The organism is Halomonas sp. XH26, from assembly GCF_024138895.1.
GTDB lineage: Bacteria > Pseudomonadota > Gammaproteobacteria > Pseudomonadales > Halomonadaceae > Vreelandella > Vreelandella alkaliphila.
Genome location: NZ_CP071889.1, coordinates 2,461,797 through 2,482,935, shown reverse-complemented (window position 1 = coordinate 2,482,935; position 21,139 = coordinate 2,461,797). Strand labels below are relative to the sequence as shown.

The following is a 21,139-nucleotide window of genomic DNA, read 5'->3' as shown; positions in this document are numbered from 1 at the left end:
CTTAATGACTTCCAATGAATAAGTTACGATAGGAGCGATATAGCCGCTGCTTCCATGTAAGCATGTGTTTTTGAGATTTAACTTGTTCTAATTTAGCCTGCTCCAACAAGCCGACTACCGTTTCAGCATTACATAGCTGCCGAGAGCCGGGATCGACATAGCTTGGGTATAGAAGCAGTGTTCCTGCGACTAGCGCATCCAGTGACAGCACCCGGTTGCGTCGCGGGCAGTGCATGGCATCCTGGGTTAGCCCCCAGCCGGCGTAAAATGGAAGGCCATAGGTGCATACTTGGCGTCGACGAAGTAGCGCTTCAAAGCCAGTGAGCGAGCTCATGGTGTGCACTGCATCAACGCGTGCTAACAACACAGTGATATCGATATGGCTGGCGTCGAGATCATACAGGCGTTTGGCGTTGGTATCGAGTGCTCCGATACGCGCACCGGTAATCACGTCAGGGTGGGCTTTGTAAACAATAAAAGCATCGGGGTTGGTGTCCCGCACGGCGTTTAACAGCGCACTATTAGTACTTATTTCTGGCGAACCTGTGGCAATGGACGCATCGCTTTCTACCTGACCAGGCACCAAAATAATGTGCTTGTTGGCGGGTAATTCAATGGCTTCTTTGCCCGGTACATTATATTTGGAAAGCTTCAATGCGACCAACCGTTCGCGCAGTTGTGCCGCTCGCTCTAATAAGTCATCGCTGAAATCGGCGGTATTCAGCAACGTTTCTAGCTCGCTGGGCTGGCTGGGGTCGTAGTATATGCCCTGGCGATCAATGACCAAAGAGAGTGGCTGGGTGAGGTCTACTCCAAGGCCCACGGAGCGTATAAAGCCGTCCTCCATTCGCCATAGTGCCGCTATATGGTCACGGTGGCGGGCTTTAAAATCATCGTTAATACGGCTGGACCACACCAGAAGATTTGGTTTTTCAACATCCGCTGAGAAAGCGGCTGGCAGCTCTTTTTGATAATCAACCTTTGCCGCGGGGCCAAGGAAATGGCCAATGAAGCGCTTCTTCCATGAAGAGAAGCCACAGGCTAACCACTCACCACGCAGGCGCTCTTGCTGGCGCTTTTGGTCGGCAATCAGGGCAATCGTTTCTTCCAGCGTCGCAGCCTTGCCCGTATAGGGGTTAGCGTATCGGGTGTAACGAAGATAGGCGGCGGCAAATACCTCTTCTAAGCGCCGAGAGACTCTTCTACGTGTACAACTGAGCTGATCCTGCGTTAATCCCCATCCTGCATAGAAGGGCAGGCCAAAGCAGTGTACTTGCTTACCTGCCATCAGGGCTTCGAAACCTAACTGGCTGGTGACGACATAAACGGCTTTAACTCGGTCAAACAGCGCCCAGGGGTTAATGTTATCGCTGATGATATGGCAACGCGGGTGATCGTGAGCGTCTGCTAGATGCCCCTGCTTTTTACCTGCGATAACGTCAGGATGTACTTTAATTAGAATATCGGCATCAGGGTGGTTGTTTATAGCGCACGCTAACATTTGCTGAAAACTGTCTGCATCCGCACCACCATGGTGAATAGAAGCATCACCTGCGGTTTGATCTACCACTAATACGTTGTTAGTTTTAGCATTGATGGTTTCAGCAATGGGAAGCGAATAATCAGGCGCGTGGTTGTATTTCGATAAGCGGTAACGCGATAGTTGCTCAATGCAGCGCGTGGCCTGGGCAAGCTCTTCGGCGTCGAACGTGGCATGATTGAGCCAGTTTTCTAAATCACTAGGGCGAGAGGCGTCATAATAGATGCCCGTGTAATCGACGACCATGCTATGAGGCTGATAGCCTTCGACTCCTAGTCCTAAAGAACGAAGAAAGCCATCCTCAAGAGCGACATACGGTAGGCCATGACGAGCGGCATAATTTCGCGCGCCATCACTTGTGGACTTAAGCCCCCAGCCAATAACCGCATTCGGTTTCGAGCTCAGTGGCCTAATGCGTGAAAAATGCGAGTATTCAGGCAAAAAAGAAGCAAACGCGTTGATCTTGGTAATACCGGGAGATGTATAGCCTGCTATTAGTTTTGCCATGAAAGAGCCGAATTAGTGTCAAAAACAAGCGGAAATATAAACGCAAATAATTAAAGCGGCGAACATACGTGAAAAGGTCTAGCTTATCAATTAAGCCTAAAGTGGTCTTACGGTAAGAGGGCTTCTTGTTACATAATGATACATATCAACAGTACAACCACATTGAATTTCACCAACGCGCACTTTTTCCTCTATTTTGGTAAGTTATCGGTTTATAACGCGATTGGGATAGGCTCATTGGACGCAAAGGTAGCAAACGTTAATAAGAAGGTGGTGATTGGTACGTCTGGTTCCTACCTGCAAAAGATCGATGTTTAGGGAATCGATGCTGAGTAAATCAATCCTCAGCTCCTTAAAAGGCCGGCTGCTGCTGGGACTTTTGTGTGCGCTGTTGATACTGGCTGGGTTGGTGCTGGGGATGGCGTGGCAGGTGGGAAAAACCATGGTGCAACAAACCAACATGGCCCACTTGCGCTACGAAGCCGACCTGATTGCAGATGAAGTTACTCAGCAGATTGATCTCCGTTTCCAAGCATTAGAGCGGCTCAGTCAAATTCTTGGAAGCTCAGGTGATCCGGCATGGCTTGGCTATGAGCTACGCAAAAACGACGCACTGCTGGCTTGGTTTGACGCGATTGTTGTTAGTGATCGCAATGGGACCATTGTGGCAGATTGGCCAACGGTTGTCGGGCGAGTGGGCCTTGATACAACAGAGCTTGAATATTTTAAAATGCTCAGAGGCACGCGAAGGCCTTACGTTAGCGAGCCGTTTGTGGGCCGGGCAAGCGACATGCCGATGGTATTAGTAAGTGTGCCCCGGCTAGACAGCGATGGGCGGTTCGCGGGCTTTGTCGGAGGCGTGGTTAGTTTAGATAGCAGTGGGTTATTCAACCGCCTTGCAACCATTCGATTAGGTAGTGAAGGCTATGCTGCGGTTTCTACTGCAACTGGCCAAATGTTATATCACCCGAATAGGGCGCTAATTAATAACGATAGCTTCGATGCAACGGCTATCCCGTTGTTGGACTTAGCGCTCGATGGCTGGCAGGGCGATGGCGTTGGTAAGTTGCTTGATGGCCGAGTTGGTCTACAGTCCTATGCACAGGTATGGTCTGCGAACTGGGTGGTAGGGCTTTATCTTCCTCTAAAGCAAGCTCAATTACCGTTATCTGGTTTTATCCATAAGCTATGGTGGATTTGGTGCGTCGCTGCGGTATTAATGATGCCTGTTTTATGGTGGTTGCTGGCACGTATTTTAACGCCATTAAATCTGCTGGAAACGCAAATTGGCGAAGTAGGGCTTGGCCGCCGTTCGGGCGTTGATCTTGCGACCAATATGCAAGAGCTAAAACAAGTGGCCAGTACCTTTAATCGTGTTGAGAATGAGCGTCAGCTGCTAGTAGGTCACCTTCAAGAGCGTGAAGCATTTTTGGATTCGGTGCTCAATGCCTCGCCCCAAGGAATGTTTGTGGCTGACTTTGGCGGCAACATTACCTATATGAACCCCGCGCTATTAGATATCTTGGGTATTGAGCCTGATATGCCTATGGAAGCCTGGCTTGAGCAAATCCATATAGATGATCGTTCCGGCGCGAAAGATATGTGGATGCATAGCTTAAAAACCGGCAATGACTACGTGCGTCAACTGCGCTTTATACGCAGTGACAAAGAGATGCTTTGGCTTGAGATTCACGCCCGTGTGGTCATGCTTTCCCAGGGTGGGAACTCGCTTGGCTTGGTGGGTGTAGTAAAAGACATTACCGAACGGCGTGAGCAGGAAGCGCTTCAACGTTGGGAAGCCGAGCATGATCCATTGACTGGCTTGCTTAACCGCCGTGGTTTTGATCGTCGTCTTGAAGAGGCCTTTGCCGACTTCCGGAAAACCAGTACACCGTCAGCGCTGCTGCTGTTCGACCTTGATCACTTCAAACCCATTAACGATGAAGGTGGACATGCGTTAGGGGACGAAATGCTGCGCCGTATTGCCCAGGTAGTCGCGTGGGAGGTTCGTCGCAGCGACCACGTGGCACGTCAAGGTGGTGACGAATTCGGGGTGTTGCTGCCGAGTTGTACCTTAGGCCAGGCGCAACGCATTGCTGAATCGCTACGCCAAGCGGTGAGCGAAGTGTCGGTTTCCCATGAAGGCAAAGAGTACACCGTGACGTTGAGCATTGGCGTGACCAGCTTCGATGAAAGCGACACTAACTACGACGTGGCACTTTCCCGAGCGGATGCCGCCAGTTACGAAGCCAAAGGGCATGGGCGTGATAGTGTGGTGGTCAAGCTGCCAAAGGCACTAGACCCAATGTCGTTATTTGAATAACACGTGGTCTTTGGGTTCGCCTTCTATATTGCGTCTCTTATTCATTCCCATTAGTCGACAAACCTTGGTTGACAGTAGAATATAAGCGTCTGCTTATTCGAATGAGAGGGCTTTCGTGAACCTACTTGAGCTATTTTCCCGCACGCTGGATATCACGTTGCCTGTTTTTGCCATGGTGTTCGTCGGTATCGGCTTAAAGCGCCTAAAGTGGATCGACAGAGAATTTGTCTCTACAGCGTCAGCCCTCGTCTTCAAAGCAACGCTCCCCACGCTGATTTTTTTGAGTTTAATAAAAGCCGATTTAAGCGTTGCATTAGATGTGCCGTTGCTGCTGTTTTTTGCCGCCGCGACACTCGGCCAGTTCCTGATCAGTTGGCTATGGGCGAGCTATCGGGTGCCTAAAGCAGACCGCGGTATTTATGTTCAGGGCGCGTTCCGTGGTAACTGCGGCATCGTAGGGTTAGCACTGGCGGCGGGAATGTACGGTAACTACGGGCTTTCTGCCGGTAGCCTGCTGCTTGGCGTGGTGATTGTAATGTATAACGCACTTTCGGTGGTGGCTCTGGCAGCCTACCAACCTGGGCAATCGACAAATTGGCGCAGCCTGTTAAAGCATATCGTCACTAATCCACTGATTATTTCTGTCATCGCCGCGCTGCCATTCACAGCGTTTTCGGTTCCGCTGCCCAGTTGGCTAATTACTTCCGGCGATTACTTCGCCTCGTTAACGTTACCGCTGGCATTGATCTGTGTCGGCGCCACACTCTCGGTTGCCAGCATGCGCAGCGGCAGCCAAATCGCATTAAGCGCCAGTAGTATGAAAATGATTGTGCTGCCGTTGCTTTCCACGCTAGCAGCGTGGGCGGTGGGGTTCTCTGGAGAGCAGCTCGGGCTGTTATTTCTATTTTTCGCCAGCCCAACTGCCGCCGCCAGCTTTGTGATGGTAAAAGCAATTAACGGCAATGTAGCGCTGGCCGCCAATATCATCGCCATAACCACCTTAATGGCCAGCGTCACCGTCACCAGCGGTATCTTTGTGCTGCGCCTGCTAGGATGGATTTAACTGCGCGGTTGGCTGACACTCACCAACACGCTATACTATGCGCCCCATAAGTCCCTGTAGCTCAGTAGGATAGAGCAGCCGCCTCCTAAGCGGCAGGTCGCAGGTTCGACTCCTGCCAGGGACGCCATATCACTCCCCCTAGTCGCTCCTAATCCTTGATATGGGTCGTCTCCGAGCGCGCGTCCATAAAGAGTTCCGACACAATCTTCCAACAGCCGTCGGATTGACGGCCAAGCAGCTTGAGGGAATAGTTGTGACGGGTGGGCAGTAAGTCGCCCTCAATGGTGCGCTGGCCTTCGATCTGAGTGTAGACCTTGACCGCAACGGCATCTCCGCCAATCGTACGGACAGAAATATCAGGCTGCCCGGCCATTGAGTTATCAGAAAAATTCGAATCGGCAAAGAGCTCGTCTAGATAAGAGATAATTGCGTCGCGCCCTGTAATAGTTCGCCCGAATGCATTAGTCCAATCGGCATCTTCGGCATAGATATCGCTCATGCTGGCAGCATCGCGATCTGCAAACCCTTGAAGCTGTGTCATAAGTAGAGTTTCGATGGCTTTTTGATCTGCATCCATGGCTTGCCTCTTTTAGATAGATTGATATTGACAGAGTCACTACCCAAACAGTGACCACGAACATGACCGTCATCATGAGAATGATAGCGTTTAAAAATTGGGTCAAATAGACCATTGTCTCTTCTAATGGTTTCTACGCTGGTATCCACCAAATGGCTAGTGGCCACGGATGGTTACCATACAAGATTGGTAAGCACTTTGAGATGGTGGCTGGATAAAAGTACGAATGACGGTACGAGCGATTGGTACGAATCTGTAATTTTCACTGAGGTATCGACAGTGACAGAGTGCTTTCAACCAGCTTCGTAATCAACTTGCGGATAACAGGCTTGGGTATTGCTCTTGTATGGGATGTCTCCCTACACTAAATAGCCGCTATGAAAAGGTAGACGGCTTTTCGGAGGCAGGGTGGTAGAAAAGCCCTAACGAATGACAAATGGTATGCGGGAGATTTTTATGATCATAGAAAATTATATTTATCAGCATCTTAAATGATAGGTTGTGATCCTGTTATGGCCATGTCCTCCCGCTTTATTTTTCCTTTGCCATCTATTTCCATTTCGACATTCAGCCTTTCTTGACTGCCCCGGCTCTACCGGTATCAGGTATGCTCTTGGCTTGCCGTTTCTGCTGCACCTGCTAAGGACATTTCTATGCGTTTTTCTACACCGGTTGTTATTACGTCGCTTGTGATGATGTCTTCGTTGCTGCTGCCTACTTCGCTTTTGGCGCAGGATGCCCATATTGGCAGCGTGCGAACGGAGTTTAGGTTGATCGGCCCGAACAGTACGATTGAAGTGGAGCGCTTTGACGACCCAAAAGTACAGGGGATTTCCTGCTATCTTTCCTACTCTCAGGTGGGCGGGATTTCAGGTGCGGTAGGGCTTGCTGAGGAAGCTAGCGAGGCCAGCGTGGCTTGTCGGCAAACGGGAGAGATCGTCTTTGACCCTGACGAGGTAGACGAGCAAGAGGTCGTTTTTAACCAACGCCGCTCTGCGCTATTTAAGAATATGCGCGTGGTGCGCATGCACGATGCTGAAACCGAAACCTTTGTGTACTTAACTTACAGCACCAAGCTGGTGGATGGTTCACCAAAGAATGCGATTTCAGCGGTCCATTACGGTGGGTTTTAAGAAGGGCTAGCGGGGGTTCCCCAGCATCTGTGTCCAAAAGGTGGTATAGCGCGAATCAGCATTGCTGGCCTTGGCCATGCCCATTTCGGTGAAGGTGCCATTCATCATATTGCGGCAATGGCCGGGGCTCTCTAACCAGCCGTTTACCACGGCGGCGACAGATGTATGCCCAGCAGCAATATTTTCATCCACGGCTTACCACGTGTAGCCATGTTGATTGGCGCGTTGCTCAATTCCTGCGCCGTTAGCATCGGTATGGCTAGCGTAGTCGTTGTTGGCCATGTCGCTGGCGTGCATACCGGCAGCGGCCTCCAGCACACGCCTTGACCGCTTTTTGTACCAATTCTGCCCGCAGCTTAGCCATCATTTTCGGTGTCATCCAACCCCATCGTCCAGTTTTTAGTGTATATGCTAAAAATATATTTTGACGTTTTTTGTAAATGTAGATATTTTTGTTAGTCATTACGGTTGATGCTGCCTATCTGAAAATGCAGAAGCTGGCTCGGTAGTGCTTTCGGAAGTACAGGCAATGGCGTTGTAGCGAGTTCGTGGGAGGCGCGGCCAGCGTTTGAGAGCACGCTCTAATGTCATGGCAAAAAGGAAAACAAGATGAGTGAGTTACCCGATATTTTGATACCTGACGCATTTATTGGCGGAGAGTGGTGCGGTGCTGACAAGCGCTTTGCGGTCACTAATCCGGCAAATGGTGAGCTATTAGCAGAAGTCCCTGACCTGGATGCTGATGGTGCACGAGCAGCGGTTGCCGCAGCGGAGGCAGCAGGGCCGGGCTGGAAAAAGCGTACTGCGAAAGAGCGTGCAACGCTGTTGCGCGCCTGGTTCGACGCCATCATGGCGCACCAAGAAGATCTGGCTCGGCTAATGACGTTGGAGCAGGGCAAGCCGCTGGCAGAATCCCGTGGTGAAGTGGCGTATGGCGCGTCATTTGTCGAGTTTTATGCCGAAGAGACCAAGCGTATGGCCGGTGAAACCTTGCCGGGCCATGGTGTCGATAAGCGCATTCTGGTGTTTCGCGAACCCATTGGCGTTGTGGCCGCCGTTACGCCCTGGAACTTCCCGCTGGCAATGATCACCCGTAAGTGCGCCCCCGCTTTAGCGGCAGGCTGTACGGTGGTTATCAAACCTGCAGAAGCAACGCCACTAACGGCGTTGGCGGTGGCGCGCTTGGCTGAGCTTGCTGGCCTGCCCGCTGGGGTGATCAATGTGGTCACTGCCAGCCAGCCTGCACCGATTGGAGAGGTGCTAACCACCGATCCGCGCGTGCGTAAGTTCTCTTTCACAGGCTCAACGCCGGTGGGTAAGAAGCTGCTAGCTCAATGTGCCGGTACGGTCAAAAAAGTATCGTTGGAGTTAGGCGGTAACGCCCCTTTCATCGTGTTTGATGACGCCGACCTAGACGCCGCCGTTGAAGGAGCTGTTGCCTCCAAGTATCGCAACTCTGGCCAGACCTGTGTGTGTACCAACCGTTTCTTGGTGCAAAGCGGCGTTTACGAGGCATTTGTTGAGAAGTTTGCCAAGCGGGTGGCGCAACTAAACGTGGGCAATGGGCTGGATGAAGGCGTTATGCAAGGCCCGTTGATCAATCAGGCCGCGGTTGAAAAGGTCGAGTCCCACATTGCTGATGCGATGGAAAAGGGTGGGCGGTTGGTCTGTGGTGGCAAGCCTCACACGTTGGGCGGCACTTTCTTTGAACCGACGATTATTGCTGATGTGACCGATACCATGCGGGTTGCCCGTGAAGAGACGTTTGGTCCCTTGGCGCCTGTGTTCCGTTTCGAGACCGACGAAGAAGCCATTGCCATGGCGAATGCGACTGAGTTCGGGTTGGCAGCTTACTTCTATGCCCGTGACTACCGCAGAATTTGGCACGTAATGGAAGGGCTGGAGTACGGAATGGTTGCGGTTAACGAGGGCATTCTGTCTACCGAGCTAGCGCCCTTTGGTGGGGTGAAAGAGTCTGGGCTGGGCCGTGAAGGTTCACGTCATGGCCTTGATGAGTTTACTGAGTTGAAATACGTCTGTGTTGGCGGCCTATAAGCGATTTTCACTAATTAACTGAGGAATGCAGTAAATGAAGATGAGCAATGCACAGCTGAATGAGCTTAAACAGAAATATGTCGCTAATGGTGCCGCCAGCCCTGCAACGCAATTTGCGGACCGTGCTGAAAACGCGATTATCTGGGATGCGGATGGTAACCGTATTATTGATTTCGCGGGTGGTATTGGCGTGCTTAATATCGGCCACTGCCATCCTAAAGTCGTCGAAGCGGTTAGGGAGCAGTTGGGCCGGGTGATGCACACTTGCCAAACCGTTATTCCTTACGAAGGCTACGTGAAAGTCGCTGAAAAACTCAGTCAGCTCACGCCTGTGCGCGGCCATGGCAAAGTCATGCTGGTTAACTCCGGGGCTGAAGCGCTAGAGAATGCCGTTAAGATTGCGCGTGCCGCCACCGGCAAGAATAACGTGATCTGCTTCGATGGCGGCTACCATGGCCGTACCTTTATGACCATGGCAATGAACGGCAAAGTGGTGCCTTACTCGGCTGATTTCGGCAGCATGCCTGGGAATGTTTTCCGTGCGCCTTACCCCGTTCCGTTCCACGGGGTAAGCGAAGAAGACGCCATCCGCGGTCTTAAAATGACGCTGAAGACCGATGCCAACCCAAGAGATACCGCGGCTATCGTGATCGAGCCTGTGTTGGGTGAAGGCGGGTTCTATCCTGCACCGGCCAGTTTCCTTAAAGCGGTGCGTGAAATTTGCGACGAGCACGGCATGCTGATGATCGTCGATGAAGTTCAGTCTGGCTTTGGTCGTACCGGCAAGTTGTTTGCCATTGAACACAGTGGTGTTGAGCCTGACCTTATGACCATGGCCAAGAGCATGGCTGGTGGCATGCCGATTTCAGCCGTCGTAGGAACGGCTGAGCATATGGATGCGTGTGGCCCTAACTCGCTGGGTGGCACCTATTCAGGCAGCCCGGTTTCTTGTGCTGCCGTTTTAGCGGTGCTTGAAGTATTCGAAGAAGAAAAAATTCTTGAGAAGAGCCAAGCCCTAGGAGAAGTGCTGGGGCAGCGCTTTACCCAGTGGCAGCAACGTTTTGCCTGTGTCGAAAACGTGCGCCATTTAGGTTCGATGGCGGCATTGGATCTTGTTGCCGCAGATCAAACGCCCGACCCAGAACTCGCAGCGGCCATGTGCAAACGTGCCCGGGAGAAGGGGCTTATCCTGCTGTCGTGTGGGCTTTACGGCAATACGATCCGCTTCTTGATGCCGGTCACTATTGAAGACAGCATCCTTGAAGAAGGTTTGACGATTGTTGAAGAATTGCTCGAAGAGCTTACAGCGTAATATCTAGCGTCTATTGGTTAGTTAAGCGCCAATAGAAGCGTTTGTAGAGGGCGCTGATAAGTGTGCTGATATATAGAGAGTGTTGATAGAAGCCGGTGCAGCTAGTCTGCATCGGCTTTTTATTTCTTGTTGCATTTGTTATTAAATGCGAGTGGGTGAATACGTTCAAACAGGTGTTACAAATTGTGCTATTATTTTGGCCCATTTTGCGAAATGCATACTCATGAATTCATCTTTCTTCCCAGACGAAAAGGCGGATGCCAAGGAAAACTTGGGTATTCGTGCTTACAAGCTACTTAAGATAGATATTATTAAAGGCATTTTTCAGCCTGACGAAAAATTGCGCATGAGTGTGCTTAAAGCGCGCTATGACCTGGGTATTGGTCCTCTGCGAGAAGCACTTTCCCAGCTTGTTGCTGAGCATCTAGTGGTGGCTATTAGCCAGCGTGGCTATCGTGTGGCACCCATGTCGCTCGCTGAGCTTAACGATATATACGATGCCCGGGCGCAGGTTGAAGCGATGATGTTGGGGCTTGCGATAGAGCGTGGCGATGATGCCTGGGAAGCTAATATCTTGGCAAAGTCTTATCAATTAGCAAAGCTGACGGAAATGAGCTCGGCAGAAGGGCTGTTAGATATTTGGGATAGACGACATAGTGATTTTCACACCGCGATGGTCGTTGGTTGTAACTCTCCGCATTTGATGAAAGTGCGCGCTGGGCTGTTTGATAAAGTTCAGCGCTACCGCTTTTTGTGGCTTAAGGAAACTGTGTTTTCTGCTCAAGCCCTTGAAGTAAAGCGCCAAGAGCATGCCGCTTTAGTAGACGCCACCCTTGAGCGCCAGAAGGATAAAGCAGTGGCATTGATGCACGAACACTTGATGTCTCCTGTGCCGATTATTGCACAGGTGATGCGCCAACAAAGTGTGGCGTAAGGCAAGGTAAAAGAATGAATCGGAGAAAGAATAAAAGACAAGGCCCTAATCATTAGGGCCTTTTTAGTTTGGTTTCTGTTGATAGTCGTTTGATACGCTTGTTTAGAACAGTAGGTTGGGCAACCACAGCGCAATACTTGGGAATAGTACGATAAGTGCTAAGCCCACTATTTGTAGAGCAACATACGGCAGTGCTGAGCGATAGATATCGACGATAGTAATGGACTTTGGTGCGACTGATCGCATATAGAACAGGTTATACCCGAAGGGTGGTGTCAGATAAGCGGACTGCATACTTATAATAAACAGCACCGCAAACCAGGTAGTATCGAACCCTAAGTCACGCACGATTGGCACATAAAGCGGAATCGTGATGAACAGGATCGCAAAGTCATCGAGAAACATGCCCAGTGCAAAAAAGCTAATCAGCATGATGATGATGACGGTATAGGGCGACAGCGAGAAGTCATTAATAAAATCACTGACGATCATACCGGCGCCTAAGCCCATATAGATACGGCTAAAGAATACCGCGGCAATGGCAATCCAGAGCAACATACCGGTTATTTTGGCCGTGCTGAGCATCGCGTAGCGCAGCAGGCTCCAGTTAAGCCGGCCTCTCAGCGCTGCAATTAGCATGGCACCGCCAGCCCCGACTGCAGAGGCTTCGGAAGGCGAGGTCACCCCTCCGATAATGCAGCCCAATACGGCAGTGACCAAAAGGCCTGGGGCAATAACGTGGCGCAAAGACATCAGCTTTTCTTTGGCACTAAAGCGTTCTTCTACTGGCGCAGCAGGGCCTAGGGAAGGGTTGATGCGGCAGCGTATCAATATATAGGCCATGTAAATAGCGGCAAGCATTAGGCCAGGCACTAAGCCAGCAGCAAATAGCTTTCCTACCGATTCACGGGCCAGAAACGCATAAACAATCATTAAGATGCTAGGTGGGATGAGAAAACCTAATGCCCCACCTGCCATGATCGTGCCGGTGACTAGCCGCTTGTGATAGCCCCGCTTGAGCATTGCCGGTAATGCAATGATCCCTAGGCTGACGGTAGCTGCCCCTGAGACTCCCGCCATGGCAGCGATAAGGGCGCAGATCAGAATGGTGCCTATCCCGAGCCCGCCAGGAAGGCTGCCCATCAGCTTATGCATCATCTCGAAAAGATCATCGGTAATACCGGAACGTTCCAGTACCAATCCCATAAAGATGAACAGCGGGAGGGCCACCAGGAGAAAGTTATCCATGGTGCTGTATGCCGACGATAGCAAGAAGTCCAAGCCACCAGGGCCAAACATCATGTAGGCACTTCCCATGCCCGATATCATCAACGCCCACGCTAGCGGAGCGCCTATTGCCATTAGGACGATCATGGAGAGAAACATGATCGCCGTAATTATCATGGGGTCTAAATTTAACATAGGGATACCCTTTGCATGGCATATCCACAAGGACGTGCCGGGGTGTGTCTCTTATTTTTCACGGTAAAACCACGTTGAAATAGAGCGAGGGTTAAGCAGCACTCTGTTTAAACAGAGTCGGGCTGTATTTAGTCAGCGTCGCTAATGTCGTCTCGCGGATCATCATAGGGAATGCCAAGTAAACGCACGATGGCCCTCACTAGCTCTGCTACGCTCTGCAGAATTAGCAATCCAACAGCAATTGGAATGGTCGCTTTTATCGGCCAAAGCGCTGGACGCCAAATGCTTCGGTTGGAATACTCACCAATTAGCCAGGAGCGGTGGGCAAATTCCACGGCCATGGTGAAAAATACGCTCAGCACCAAGATACCCAGTGAGAACACAATCACGTCACACAACGCCTGCATGCGGAAGGGCAGCAGGCGATAGATGACATCACTGCGCACGTGGCTTTGGTGGCGTAAGGTATAGCTGCCAGCCAGGATACTCAGCGCACCGAAGAACATCGTCGCTAGTTCGTGCCCCCACACAGTGGGGGCATTGAGTACATAGCGAGCGACTACTTCATAGAGCAGTACACCGATAATACCTAGCGTCAGCCAAGCGGTGACTCGTCCGACCCAGTCGGAAAGCCCATCCTGAAAGCGTAGATATCGGTTGATCTTACTCACTCAATCTTCCTTGCGCTTTGGCGTTGTTAATCAAGATTTCAACGGCTTGGGCATTTCGCTCAGAGCGTGCCGCCTCTTCTTCCCAAATCGGCAAAGATGCTTCGGCTAAGCGTTGTGAATCTTCTGCTGGCAGGGTGGCGAATTCAAACAGCTCACCTTCATCGATGATGCGTTGGTTGCCTTCTTCCAGCCAGTTGTGAACGTCTTCCAGGTACTGAGCCAGCTCATCTACCAAAATTTGCTGCTGCTCTTCGCTCATCCGTTCCCAGGTGCGAGGATTGATGAATGCGTTTTCTGTCCAGCCTGGGTTGAGTAAGTTGATATCGGTGTAGTAGCCCGCCACTTCATTAATTCGTAGCTGTTCGTACTCAACAGGGCCACCGTAAATGGCACCGTCGATAACGCCAGTCGAAAGCGCGACGTAGAGTTCTTCACCGGGAATAAAGGCTGTTGGAATATCGAACTTTTCCAGCACTGTTGCAATGGAGCTGGTTGCGCGGATGCGCATGGTGGAAAGATCTTCCAGGCTGGAAACAGGCTCTCGGGTGACTAAGCCATAATCGCTACCAAAGCCGCGGCCAATCAGCTTAACGCCTTGCTCTTCGTAAGCTTCTGCGATGAGCTCATCAAGACCTTGGTTGGCAAATATATCGTGTGCTTCTTCAGCGCTTACCCATGCTCCAGGTAGGCCCCCTTCGATTGTGCCGATACCCACCGTGCCAGGCCAGTAACTACCTACACCATGGCCGATATCGATGCTCCCACGGGCAACAGCTTCGACAAACTGGTCGCTGCTGACTAGCTCGCCGCCACGGAAAAATTGAATGTTGATAGTGCCATCACTCGCTTCACTTACCCGTTCCCGCAAATCAGCTGCAATCTGATCCACTTCGGTGCCATAAAACGTGTGCATGCGTAAACGAACGGTATCGGCATAGAGCGCTTGGCTAGCCATGATGGAAGCGGCGATGGACGTCGCTAGAGCGCATTTCACGGATGTTGAGAGCTTCATAAAACCTCTTTGTTGATAGCGTTTAGAGTTATAGAGGGCATCCATGCTTCAGTTTCGAAACCATGTTGCGCCCCCAGTTTAATCACACGCATGGTGCTCAGGCTATAAAAAATTTCTATAAAATCGTCTAACATCAACATTTTTACATTACGTTGACTGATGTCAAACCAAACCGAAACTGCGTCTATAAATTAATTTTTTATTAATTTTCATTGAGTTATTGTGTTTTTGAGCGATAGATTGCCGATCAGATGTATTAGATAAGCGTTGATAAACGGTGTAGCCAACAGATCGTCGAGTCTGTTAGTGGCCTAAACCTGCTTTGGAACAGAGCTTGGATACACGCAGAGCAGAAGAGTTGCGCCCCGCCGACAGTCAGAGCAATCAGCGAAAGATCTTTCCTTCTCATCAGGTTATTGCGTCCTAGTGCTGCTTTTTTTAATAAACGCGGCACCCGCTATCGTTAAGAATTGTTTAGTAGAGGTAGTGTGAGCAGTGGGGTCTTAACAATGAAAACGAATCAAGGATCTGATAATGAAATATCCACTAACCCTGTTAGCTGCCGCTGTTGCTGCCACCGTTACTACTACCAGCTATGCGGCGCCGTTGCTGAGCGACCAAGCATTGCTCGTTGATAGCCCAGAACACTTGAGTGCCAATGCCTGGGTAGAAATCTCGCAATCGGCTTTTGAGGGGAACGTTCGCGGTGTGCTGGAATTATTGGGCGAAGAAGCGGAGCTTTGCGCCATTATGAAAGCCGATGCCTACGGTCACGGCATTGCTAATTTAATGCCTTCCGTGATCGCGTTAGGTATTCCTTGCATTGGTGTGGCGAGTAACGAAGAAGCGCGGGTTGTTCGGGCATCTGGTTTCGATGGGCGTTTAATGCGCGTGCGCAGTGCGACACCAGAAGAAGTGCGCGGTGCCTTTGATTACGACATGGAAGAGTTATTCGGGGATATAACAGCCGCCCGCCAAGCATCCAGCGATGCAGCTGAGGCAGGGGTAACACTGCGCTATCATTTGGGTCTGAATGCTGGCGGTATGGGGCGCAATGGCATGGCGCTTGATAGTGAAGCAGGGCGCCAGGAAGCGTTAGAGCTTCAAGACTTAGCGTCGTTAGAGCTGGTGGGCATCATGACCCACTTTGCCTTTGAGGATGAAGATTTTGTTCGCCAGGGGCTGGAAGCGTTTCACGAGCAAAGTGATTGGTTAATCGAGACGGCTAACCTGGATCGCGAGGCGCTAACGCTTCACGCCGCCAATTCATTTACCACCATGGAAGTGCCTGAAGCTCGCCTTGATATGGTACGCCCGGGTGGTTTGCTGTATGGCGATCTACCCCATTATGAGCAGTTCAAGCCGGTGATGTCGTTTCGCACGCGGGTAGCGTCGGTCAACGATTACGCGCAAGGCAGTGGCGTTGGCTACGATAATGTCAGGGTGTTGGAGCGCGATAGCTTATTGGCGAATTTACCTGTTGGCTATTCTGACGGCTATCGGCGTGTTTTCAGTGACGCTGCCTTTGTACTGGTCAACGGTGAGCGAGTGCCGGTCATGGGAAGAGTGTCGATGAACACGACCATGGTCGACGTGACGGATGTCGAGGGAGTGGCAGCGGGTGATGAAGTGGTGCTTTACGGGCTCCAGGGTGACGAGCGAATTACCATTGGTGAACTTGAAGACCTCAATAGTGCGCTACTCGCCGACCTTTACACGGTATGGGGAAACTCCAACCCGAAGGTGTTGCGTCCAAGCGATAGCGATACAGGTACAGGTACAGGTAGTGATAGCGAGTAATTATTGCCAATAAAGGTAGTAATGTACTGTGTTTGCTGACGAAGCCACCCCGCTCAACTGAGCGGGGTGGTTTCGTTTTGGGGGATGGTTATTGCGCTGAAAAGCGGGGGGGCGCGTTATAGGATCATGGCGGCTATCCAGCCAAAGGCAATCAGCGGGATATTATAGTGCAAGAAGGTCGGTACAACGCTGTCCCAGATATGGTCGTGCTGGCCGTCGGCATTGAGACCGGCGGTTGGGCCAAGCGTTGAGTCGGAGGCCGGGGAGCCTGCATCGCCCAAGGCGGCTGCGGTGCCTACCAGCGCCACGGTGGCTAGCGGCGAAAAGCCAAAATTCAGCGCAAGGGGTACGTAAAGTGATGCGATGATTGGGATTGTTGAGAAGGAAGAGCCGATACCCATGGTAATGAAAAGGCCCACAAGCAGCATAATCAATGCCGCTAATCCCTTGTTATCACCAATTATCTCTGTAGAACTGCTGACCAGCGCTTCAACCTCGCCACTGGCCTGCATCACACTGGCGAAGCCCGCCGCGGTGATCATGATGAACCCAACCAAGGCCATCATACGCATGCCCTCGGTGAAGATACCGTCCTGTTCGTGCCAGCGGAAGACGCCGCTTAAAGAGAGCAGAGCAAAGCCAAAGATCCCACCCAGAACCATTGAGCCGGTGTAGAGCTGAACGGCCACGGTGCCAACCAGTGCTATTGCCAGTACCGCTTTTTGCCAACCTTTTAAATGCTGGGCCGCTTGTGCTGGGGTTTCATCACCCTTGGCCAGGTCTCGGTCTTGGTAGTTACGCCCTTTGCGATAGCTAAACAATACGGCTACGGCAAGGCCCAATGCCATGCCACCAATAGGAATCACCATTGCCATGGGGACCATCTGACGGGTGATCTCCAGTCCAAATTCGGCACCACTTTCATTGAGGTTGGTGAGCAAAATATCGTTCAGAAAGATAGCGCCAAACCCTACTGGTAACAGCATATAGGGGGCGGTAATGCCGAAGGTAATCACGCAGGCGACGAGACGGCGGTCGAGCTGGAGGTGATTCATTAGCTTCAGTAACGGCGGAACCAGCACAGGAATGAAAGCAATGTGTACCGGAATAAGGTTTTGAGAACTGACCGCCGCGGCCAGCAAGGCGGCCAGCAGGGTATAAGTCACCATGCGGCGACTGCTGCCAGAATCATCAACATGAAAACGCGCAATGGCGCGATTTGCCATTACTTCGGTGATGCCCGAGCGTGATAGCGCGACGGCGAAAGCGCCCAGCACGGCATAGGCCAGGGCCACAGTAGCGCCGTTGCCGAGACCGTCGTTAAAGGCATCAAGGATGGCATTGATCGGCATGCCCGCATAAAGCCCACCCACCAACGTTGCGACGATTAAGGCAAAGACAACGGAAACGCGAGCCAAGCTGAGGCTGACCATCACTAAAATGGCCAAAACGATAGCATTCATGAATAGCTACTCTTGTCGTTGGAATTGAATGCGAGAGTTTCCCGCCACCCCTCGTAGCGGGAAAACGAGTGTCATTTAACGTTGGCTTGGCAGGGTGCCAGGCCGAATAAGCGGGCTCAAAGCTCTGCTTGCCAACAGCTCGCTTGCGGCTTCAATGTCTGGCGCAAAGAAGCGGTCCTGTTCGTAGTGGGTGACATGTTCACGCAGCAACTGCTTGGCTTGTTCCAGCGGTGCAGTGGTGGTTAAGCCGTGGCGCATATCCAGCCCCTGGCAGGCGCCGAGCCATTCAATGGCGAGAATGCCACGCACGTTATCGGCCATTTCCCATAAGCGTTTGCCAGCCGCTGGGGCCATGGAAACATGGTCTTCCTGATTGGCGGAAGTGGGCAGGCTATCCACACTGTGCGGGTGCGCTAGGGCTTTATTTTCACTGGCAAGCGCGGCTGCAGTTACCTGGGCGATCATAAACCCAGAGTTGACGCCGCCTTTCTCGACCAGGAAGGGCGGCAACTGGGACATGTGTTTGTCCATCATCAGCGAGATGCGTCGTTCCGCCAGTGAGCCAATTTCGGCAATCGCCAAGGCTAAGTTATCAGCCGCCATGGCCACCGGCTCGGCATGGAAGTTGCCGCCGGAGATGATGTCGTCGGTGTCTTCAAATACCAGGGGGTTGTCGGATACCGCGTTGATTTCTACGGCCAGTATGTCGGCAACATGGCGAATTTGGGTAAGCGCAGCGCCCATCACCTGCGGCTGGCAGCGCAAGGAGTAAGGGTCTTGCACTTTATCGCAGTTGGCGTGGGAGTTGCCGATGTCGCTGCTCTCGCCGAGTAAATGTCGGTAGGCCGCCGCCGCATCGATCTGGCCACGTTGGCCACGTACTTCATGAATGCGCGCATCGAACGGTGAGCGCGACCCTAGGGTGGCTTCAACTGTCAGTGAGCCGCAAACCGTGGCGGCAGCATAGAGGTCTTCGGCATCGAACAGGCCGCGTAGCGCGTAAGCCGTTGACACCTGGGTGCCATTGAGCAGCGCGAGACCCTCTTTCGGAGCTAGTGCAATCGGGCTAAGACCGGCGACTTTTAGCGCTTCTTCGGCACTGAGCCACTCGCCTTTGTAGCGTGCTTTGCCTTCACCAATCAGTACCACACTCATATGGGCCAGCGGCGCTAAGTCACCAGAGGCACCCACAGAGCCTTTGAGCGGAATATGCGGATACACCTCGGCGTTAATCAATGCGATAAGGGCATCAAGCACTTCACGACGAATACCAGAAAAGCCGCGTGCCAGGCTGTTAACCTTAAGCACCATGATGAGCCTGACCAGGCTGTCGTCCATCGCTGCACCCACGCCGGTGGCATGGGAAAGTACCAACGAGCGCTGCAGTGCTTCCAGGTCTTCATCGGCGATACGTGTCTGAGCAAGCAGCCCAAACCCGGTGTTAATACCGTAGACCGTGCGGTTTTCCTCGACCACACGATTGACGCAATCGACGCTTTTTTGGATCGCCTCGTCAGCACTGCTAGGCAGGCTGACCGTGACGGGGGATTGAAAGACCTGGCGCGCTTGCGCCAGTGTCATTTTGCCGGGCTGAATATCGAGATGGGTCATTATTAGTGCTCCTTGTAGTTGTTGAATTAGCTCTTCAGCATCGGCAAGTCGAGGCCGTTTTCACGGGCAGATTGTTTGGCAATGTCGTAGCCTGCATCCGCATGTCGCATAACACCAGTACCCGGGTCGTTGCGCAGTACGCGGCCAAGTCGTGCGTGGGCATCATCGGTGCCGTCGGCGACGATAACCACCCCAGAGTGCTGGGAGTAGCCCATGCCGACACCACCACCGTGGTGTAGCGAGACCCAGGTCGCGCCACCGGCGGTGTTAAGCAGGGCATTCAGCAGCGGCCAGTCGGAGACGGCATCGGAGCCATCCATCATCGCCTCGGTCTCGCGGTTGGGGCTAGCCACGGAACCGGAGTCCAAGTGGTCACGGCCAATCACGACGGGTGCTTTAAGCTCTCCGTTTTTGACCATCTCGTTGAAGGCTTGACCAAGACGCGCACGATCTTTCAGGCCGACCCAGCAGATACGCGCCGGAAGGCCTTGGAAACTGATGCGTTCCCGGGCCATATCCAGCCAGTTGTGCAGGTGCGGGTCGTCGGGGATCAGCTCTTTGACTTTTTGATCGGTTTTGTAAATGTCTTCCGGGTCGCCTGATAGCGCGGCCCAGCGGAAGGGGCCAATTCCCTGGCAGAATAAGGGGCGGATATAGGCGGGTACAAAACCAGGGAAGTCGAAGGCATTTTCAACGCCTTCTTCTTGAGCCATTTGGCGAATATTGTTGCCGTAATCGAAAGTGGGCACGCCCATCTTCTGGAAGTCGAGCATGGCTTGTACATGCACTGCCATCGATTGCTTGGCCGCTTTTACGGTGGCTTGTGGTTGTGATTTACCACGTGCCACGTACTCTTCCCAGGTCCAGCCTGCAGGTAAGTAGCCGTGTAGCGGGTCGTGGGCGCTGGTTTGGTCCGTCACCATATCGGGTTTTACGCCGCGTTTGACCAACTCAGGCAGCACATCCGCCGCATTCGCGCACAGGCCAATCGAGACAGCTTTGCCTTCAGCGGTATAGCGTTCGATGCGCGCTAACGCATCGTCGAGATCGTCTGCTTGCTCATCTAAATAGCGCGTGCGCAGGCGGAAGTCGATGCTGGTTTGCTGACACTCGATATTCAGCGAGCAGGCACCGGCCAGGGTAGCGGCGAGCGGTTGAGCGCCCCCCATGCCACCCAGGCCTGCAGTGAGAACCCAGCGGCCTGTCAGGTTACCGTCGAAGTGTTGGCGGCCTGCTTCCACAAAGGTTTCGTAGGTGCCTTGGACAATGCCTTGAGAGCCGATGTAAATCCATGAGCCTGCAGTCATTTGGCCGTACATCATTAGGCCTTTACGATCCAACTCGTTGAAGTGTTCCCAGTTGGCCCAGGCGGGAACCAGGTTGGAGTTGGCAATAAGTACCCGCGGGGCATCTTTATGGGTTTCAAATACGCCTACCGGTTTGCCGGATTGCACCAACAAGGTTTGCGTATCTTCCAGGCGCTGCAGAGTCTCAACGATTTTGTCGTAGCACTCCCAATCACGCGCAGCGCGGCCAATGCCGCCGTACACCACCAAGTCCTCGGGGCGTTCAGCCACGTCAGGGTGGAGGTTGTTCATTAGCATGCGCAGCGGTGCTTCAGTCAGCCAGCTTTTGCAGCTGAGTTGGCTACCGGTGGGAGCAGCAATCTTACGGGAAGCGTCGTGACGTTTATCGTTTGGTAACATGATTTGGTTC

The 21,139-nt window shown here is 52.3% G+C and carries 16 protein-coding genes and 1 tRNA gene; 8 read left to right on the top strand and 9 right to left on the bottom strand.

From position 1 onward, the window contains the following. Window position 1: 1 nt before the first annotated feature. Window positions 2-2,047: a capsular polysaccharide biosynthesis protein gene (locus tag J4377_RS11525; protein ID WP_253485592.1), complete on the bottom strand. Its 2,046-nt coding sequence runs from the start codon at window positions 2,045-2,047 to the stop codon at window positions 2-4. 325 nt (window positions 2,048-2,372) lie between these two features. On the opposite strand from J4377_RS11525, the gene J4377_RS11520 reads away from it, so the two are divergent. From J4377_RS11520 to J4377_RS11510, 3 genes are all read left to right on the top strand, one after another. Continuing rightward, complete coding sequence (locus tag J4377_RS11520; protein WP_253485591.1) at window positions 2,373-4,370, top strand: diguanylate cyclase domain-containing protein; 1,998 nt, start codon at window positions 2,373-2,375, stop codon at window positions 4,368-4,370. A 115-nt stretch (window positions 4,371-4,485) separates the two neighbouring features. Continuing rightward, window positions 4,486-5,433, top strand: a complete 948-nt coding sequence (locus tag J4377_RS11515; RefSeq protein ID WP_253485589.1) for an AEC family transporter — start codon at window positions 4,486-4,488, stop codon at window positions 5,431-5,433. Window positions 5,434-5,483: 50 nt separating this feature from the next. Then, window positions 5,484-5,560 (top strand) — tRNA-Arg (locus J4377_RS11510). 21 nt (window positions 5,561-5,581) lie between these two features. Here J4377_RS11510 and J4377_RS11505 read toward each other — a convergent pair. Continuing rightward, entirely contained in the window at window positions 5,582-6,010 is a 429-nt protein-coding gene (locus J4377_RS11505) for an SgcJ/EcaC family oxidoreductase (protein WP_038485832.1), read from the bottom strand. A 653-nt stretch (window positions 6,011-6,663) separates the two neighbouring features. Between J4377_RS11505 and J4377_RS11500 the strand changes: the two genes are divergently transcribed. After that, on the top strand, window positions 6,664-7,143 hold the full coding sequence (locus tag J4377_RS11500; RefSeq protein ID WP_095603245.1) for a CreA family protein: 480 nt from the start codon (window positions 6,664-6,666) through the stop codon (window positions 7,141-7,143). Window positions 7,144-7,149: 6 nt separating this feature from the next. Here the strand turns inward: J4377_RS11500 and J4377_RS11495 are convergent, their stop codons facing one another. Next, window positions 7,150-7,335, bottom strand: a complete 186-nt coding sequence (locus J4377_RS11495) for a CAP domain-containing protein (protein ID WP_245846643.1) — start codon at window positions 7,333-7,335, stop codon at window positions 7,150-7,152. Between the two features lie 417 nt (window positions 7,336-7,752). Between J4377_RS11495 and J4377_RS11490 the strand changes: the two genes are divergently transcribed. From J4377_RS11490 to csiR, 3 genes are all read left to right on the top strand, one after another. Next, the gene (locus tag J4377_RS11490) at window positions 7,753-9,198 is read left to right on the top strand and encodes an NAD-dependent succinate-semialdehyde dehydrogenase (RefSeq protein WP_253485587.1); all 1,446 of its coding nucleotides are present in this window, start codon (window positions 7,753-7,755) and stop codon (window positions 9,196-9,198) included. Window positions 9,199-9,238: 40 nt separating this feature from the next. Next, entirely contained in the window at window positions 9,239-10,510 is a 1,272-nt protein-coding gene (gene gabT / locus J4377_RS11485; RefSeq protein WP_253488137.1) for a 4-aminobutyrate--2-oxoglutarate transaminase, read from the top strand. Window positions 10,511-10,733: 223 nt separating this feature from the next. Further along, window positions 10,734-11,444 (top strand): DNA-binding transcriptional regulator CsiR, encoded by a 711-nt coding sequence (gene csiR / locus J4377_RS11480; RefSeq protein ID WP_084183746.1) that lies wholly within the window; start codon window positions 10,734-10,736, stop codon window positions 11,442-11,444. A 102-nt stretch (window positions 11,445-11,546) separates the two neighbouring features. Here csiR and J4377_RS11475 read toward each other — a convergent pair whose 3' ends face one another. From J4377_RS11475 to dctP, 3 genes are all read right to left on the bottom strand, one after another. After that, window positions 11,547-12,866, bottom strand: coding sequence for a TRAP transporter large permease subunit (locus J4377_RS11475; RefSeq protein ID WP_038485824.1), 1,320 nt, complete (start codon window positions 12,864-12,866; stop codon window positions 11,547-11,549). Window positions 12,867-12,994: 128 nt separating this feature from the next. Then, window positions 12,995-13,537 (bottom strand): TRAP transporter small permease subunit, encoded by a 543-nt coding sequence (locus tag J4377_RS11470; RefSeq protein WP_038485821.1) that lies wholly within the window; start codon window positions 13,535-13,537, stop codon window positions 12,995-12,997. Further along, complete coding sequence (gene dctP, locus J4377_RS11465; RefSeq protein ID WP_253485585.1) at window positions 13,530-14,549, bottom strand: TRAP transporter substrate-binding protein DctP; 1,020 nt, start codon at window positions 14,547-14,549, stop codon at window positions 13,530-13,532. The genes J4377_RS11470 and dctP overlap by 8 nt, the downstream gene beginning before the upstream one ends. A 534-nt stretch (window positions 14,550-15,083) precedes the next feature. Here dctP and alr point away from each other — a divergent pair. After that, window positions 15,084-16,349, top strand: a complete 1,266-nt coding sequence (gene alr / locus J4377_RS11460) for an alanine racemase (RefSeq protein ID WP_253485583.1) — start codon at window positions 15,084-15,086, stop codon at window positions 16,347-16,349. Between the two features lie 116 nt (window positions 16,350-16,465). Here the strand turns inward: alr and J4377_RS11455 are convergent, their stop codons facing one another. The 3 genes from J4377_RS11455 to hutU all read right to left on the bottom strand — a co-directional run bounded on the left by J4377_RS11455 (window position 16,466) and on the right by hutU (window position 21,129). Next, entirely contained in the window at window positions 16,466-17,812 is a 1,347-nt protein-coding gene (locus tag J4377_RS11455; RefSeq protein ID WP_095603240.1) for a Na+/H+ antiporter family protein, read from the bottom strand. Between the two features lie 75 nt (window positions 17,813-17,887). Beyond that, window positions 17,888-19,423 carry a histidine ammonia-lyase gene (gene hutH, locus J4377_RS11450; RefSeq protein WP_038485808.1) on the bottom strand — a complete coding sequence of 512 codons (1,536 nt, stop codon included), beginning with the start codon at window positions 19,421-19,423 and terminating at the stop codon, window positions 17,888-17,890. 26 nt (window positions 19,424-19,449) lie between these two features. Next, the gene (hutU, locus tag J4377_RS11445; RefSeq protein ID WP_038485805.1) at window positions 19,450-21,129 is read right to left on the bottom strand and encodes a urocanate hydratase; all 1,680 of its coding nucleotides are present in this window, start codon (window positions 21,127-21,129) and stop codon (window positions 19,450-19,452) included. Window positions 21,130-21,139: the final 10 nt, after the last annotated feature.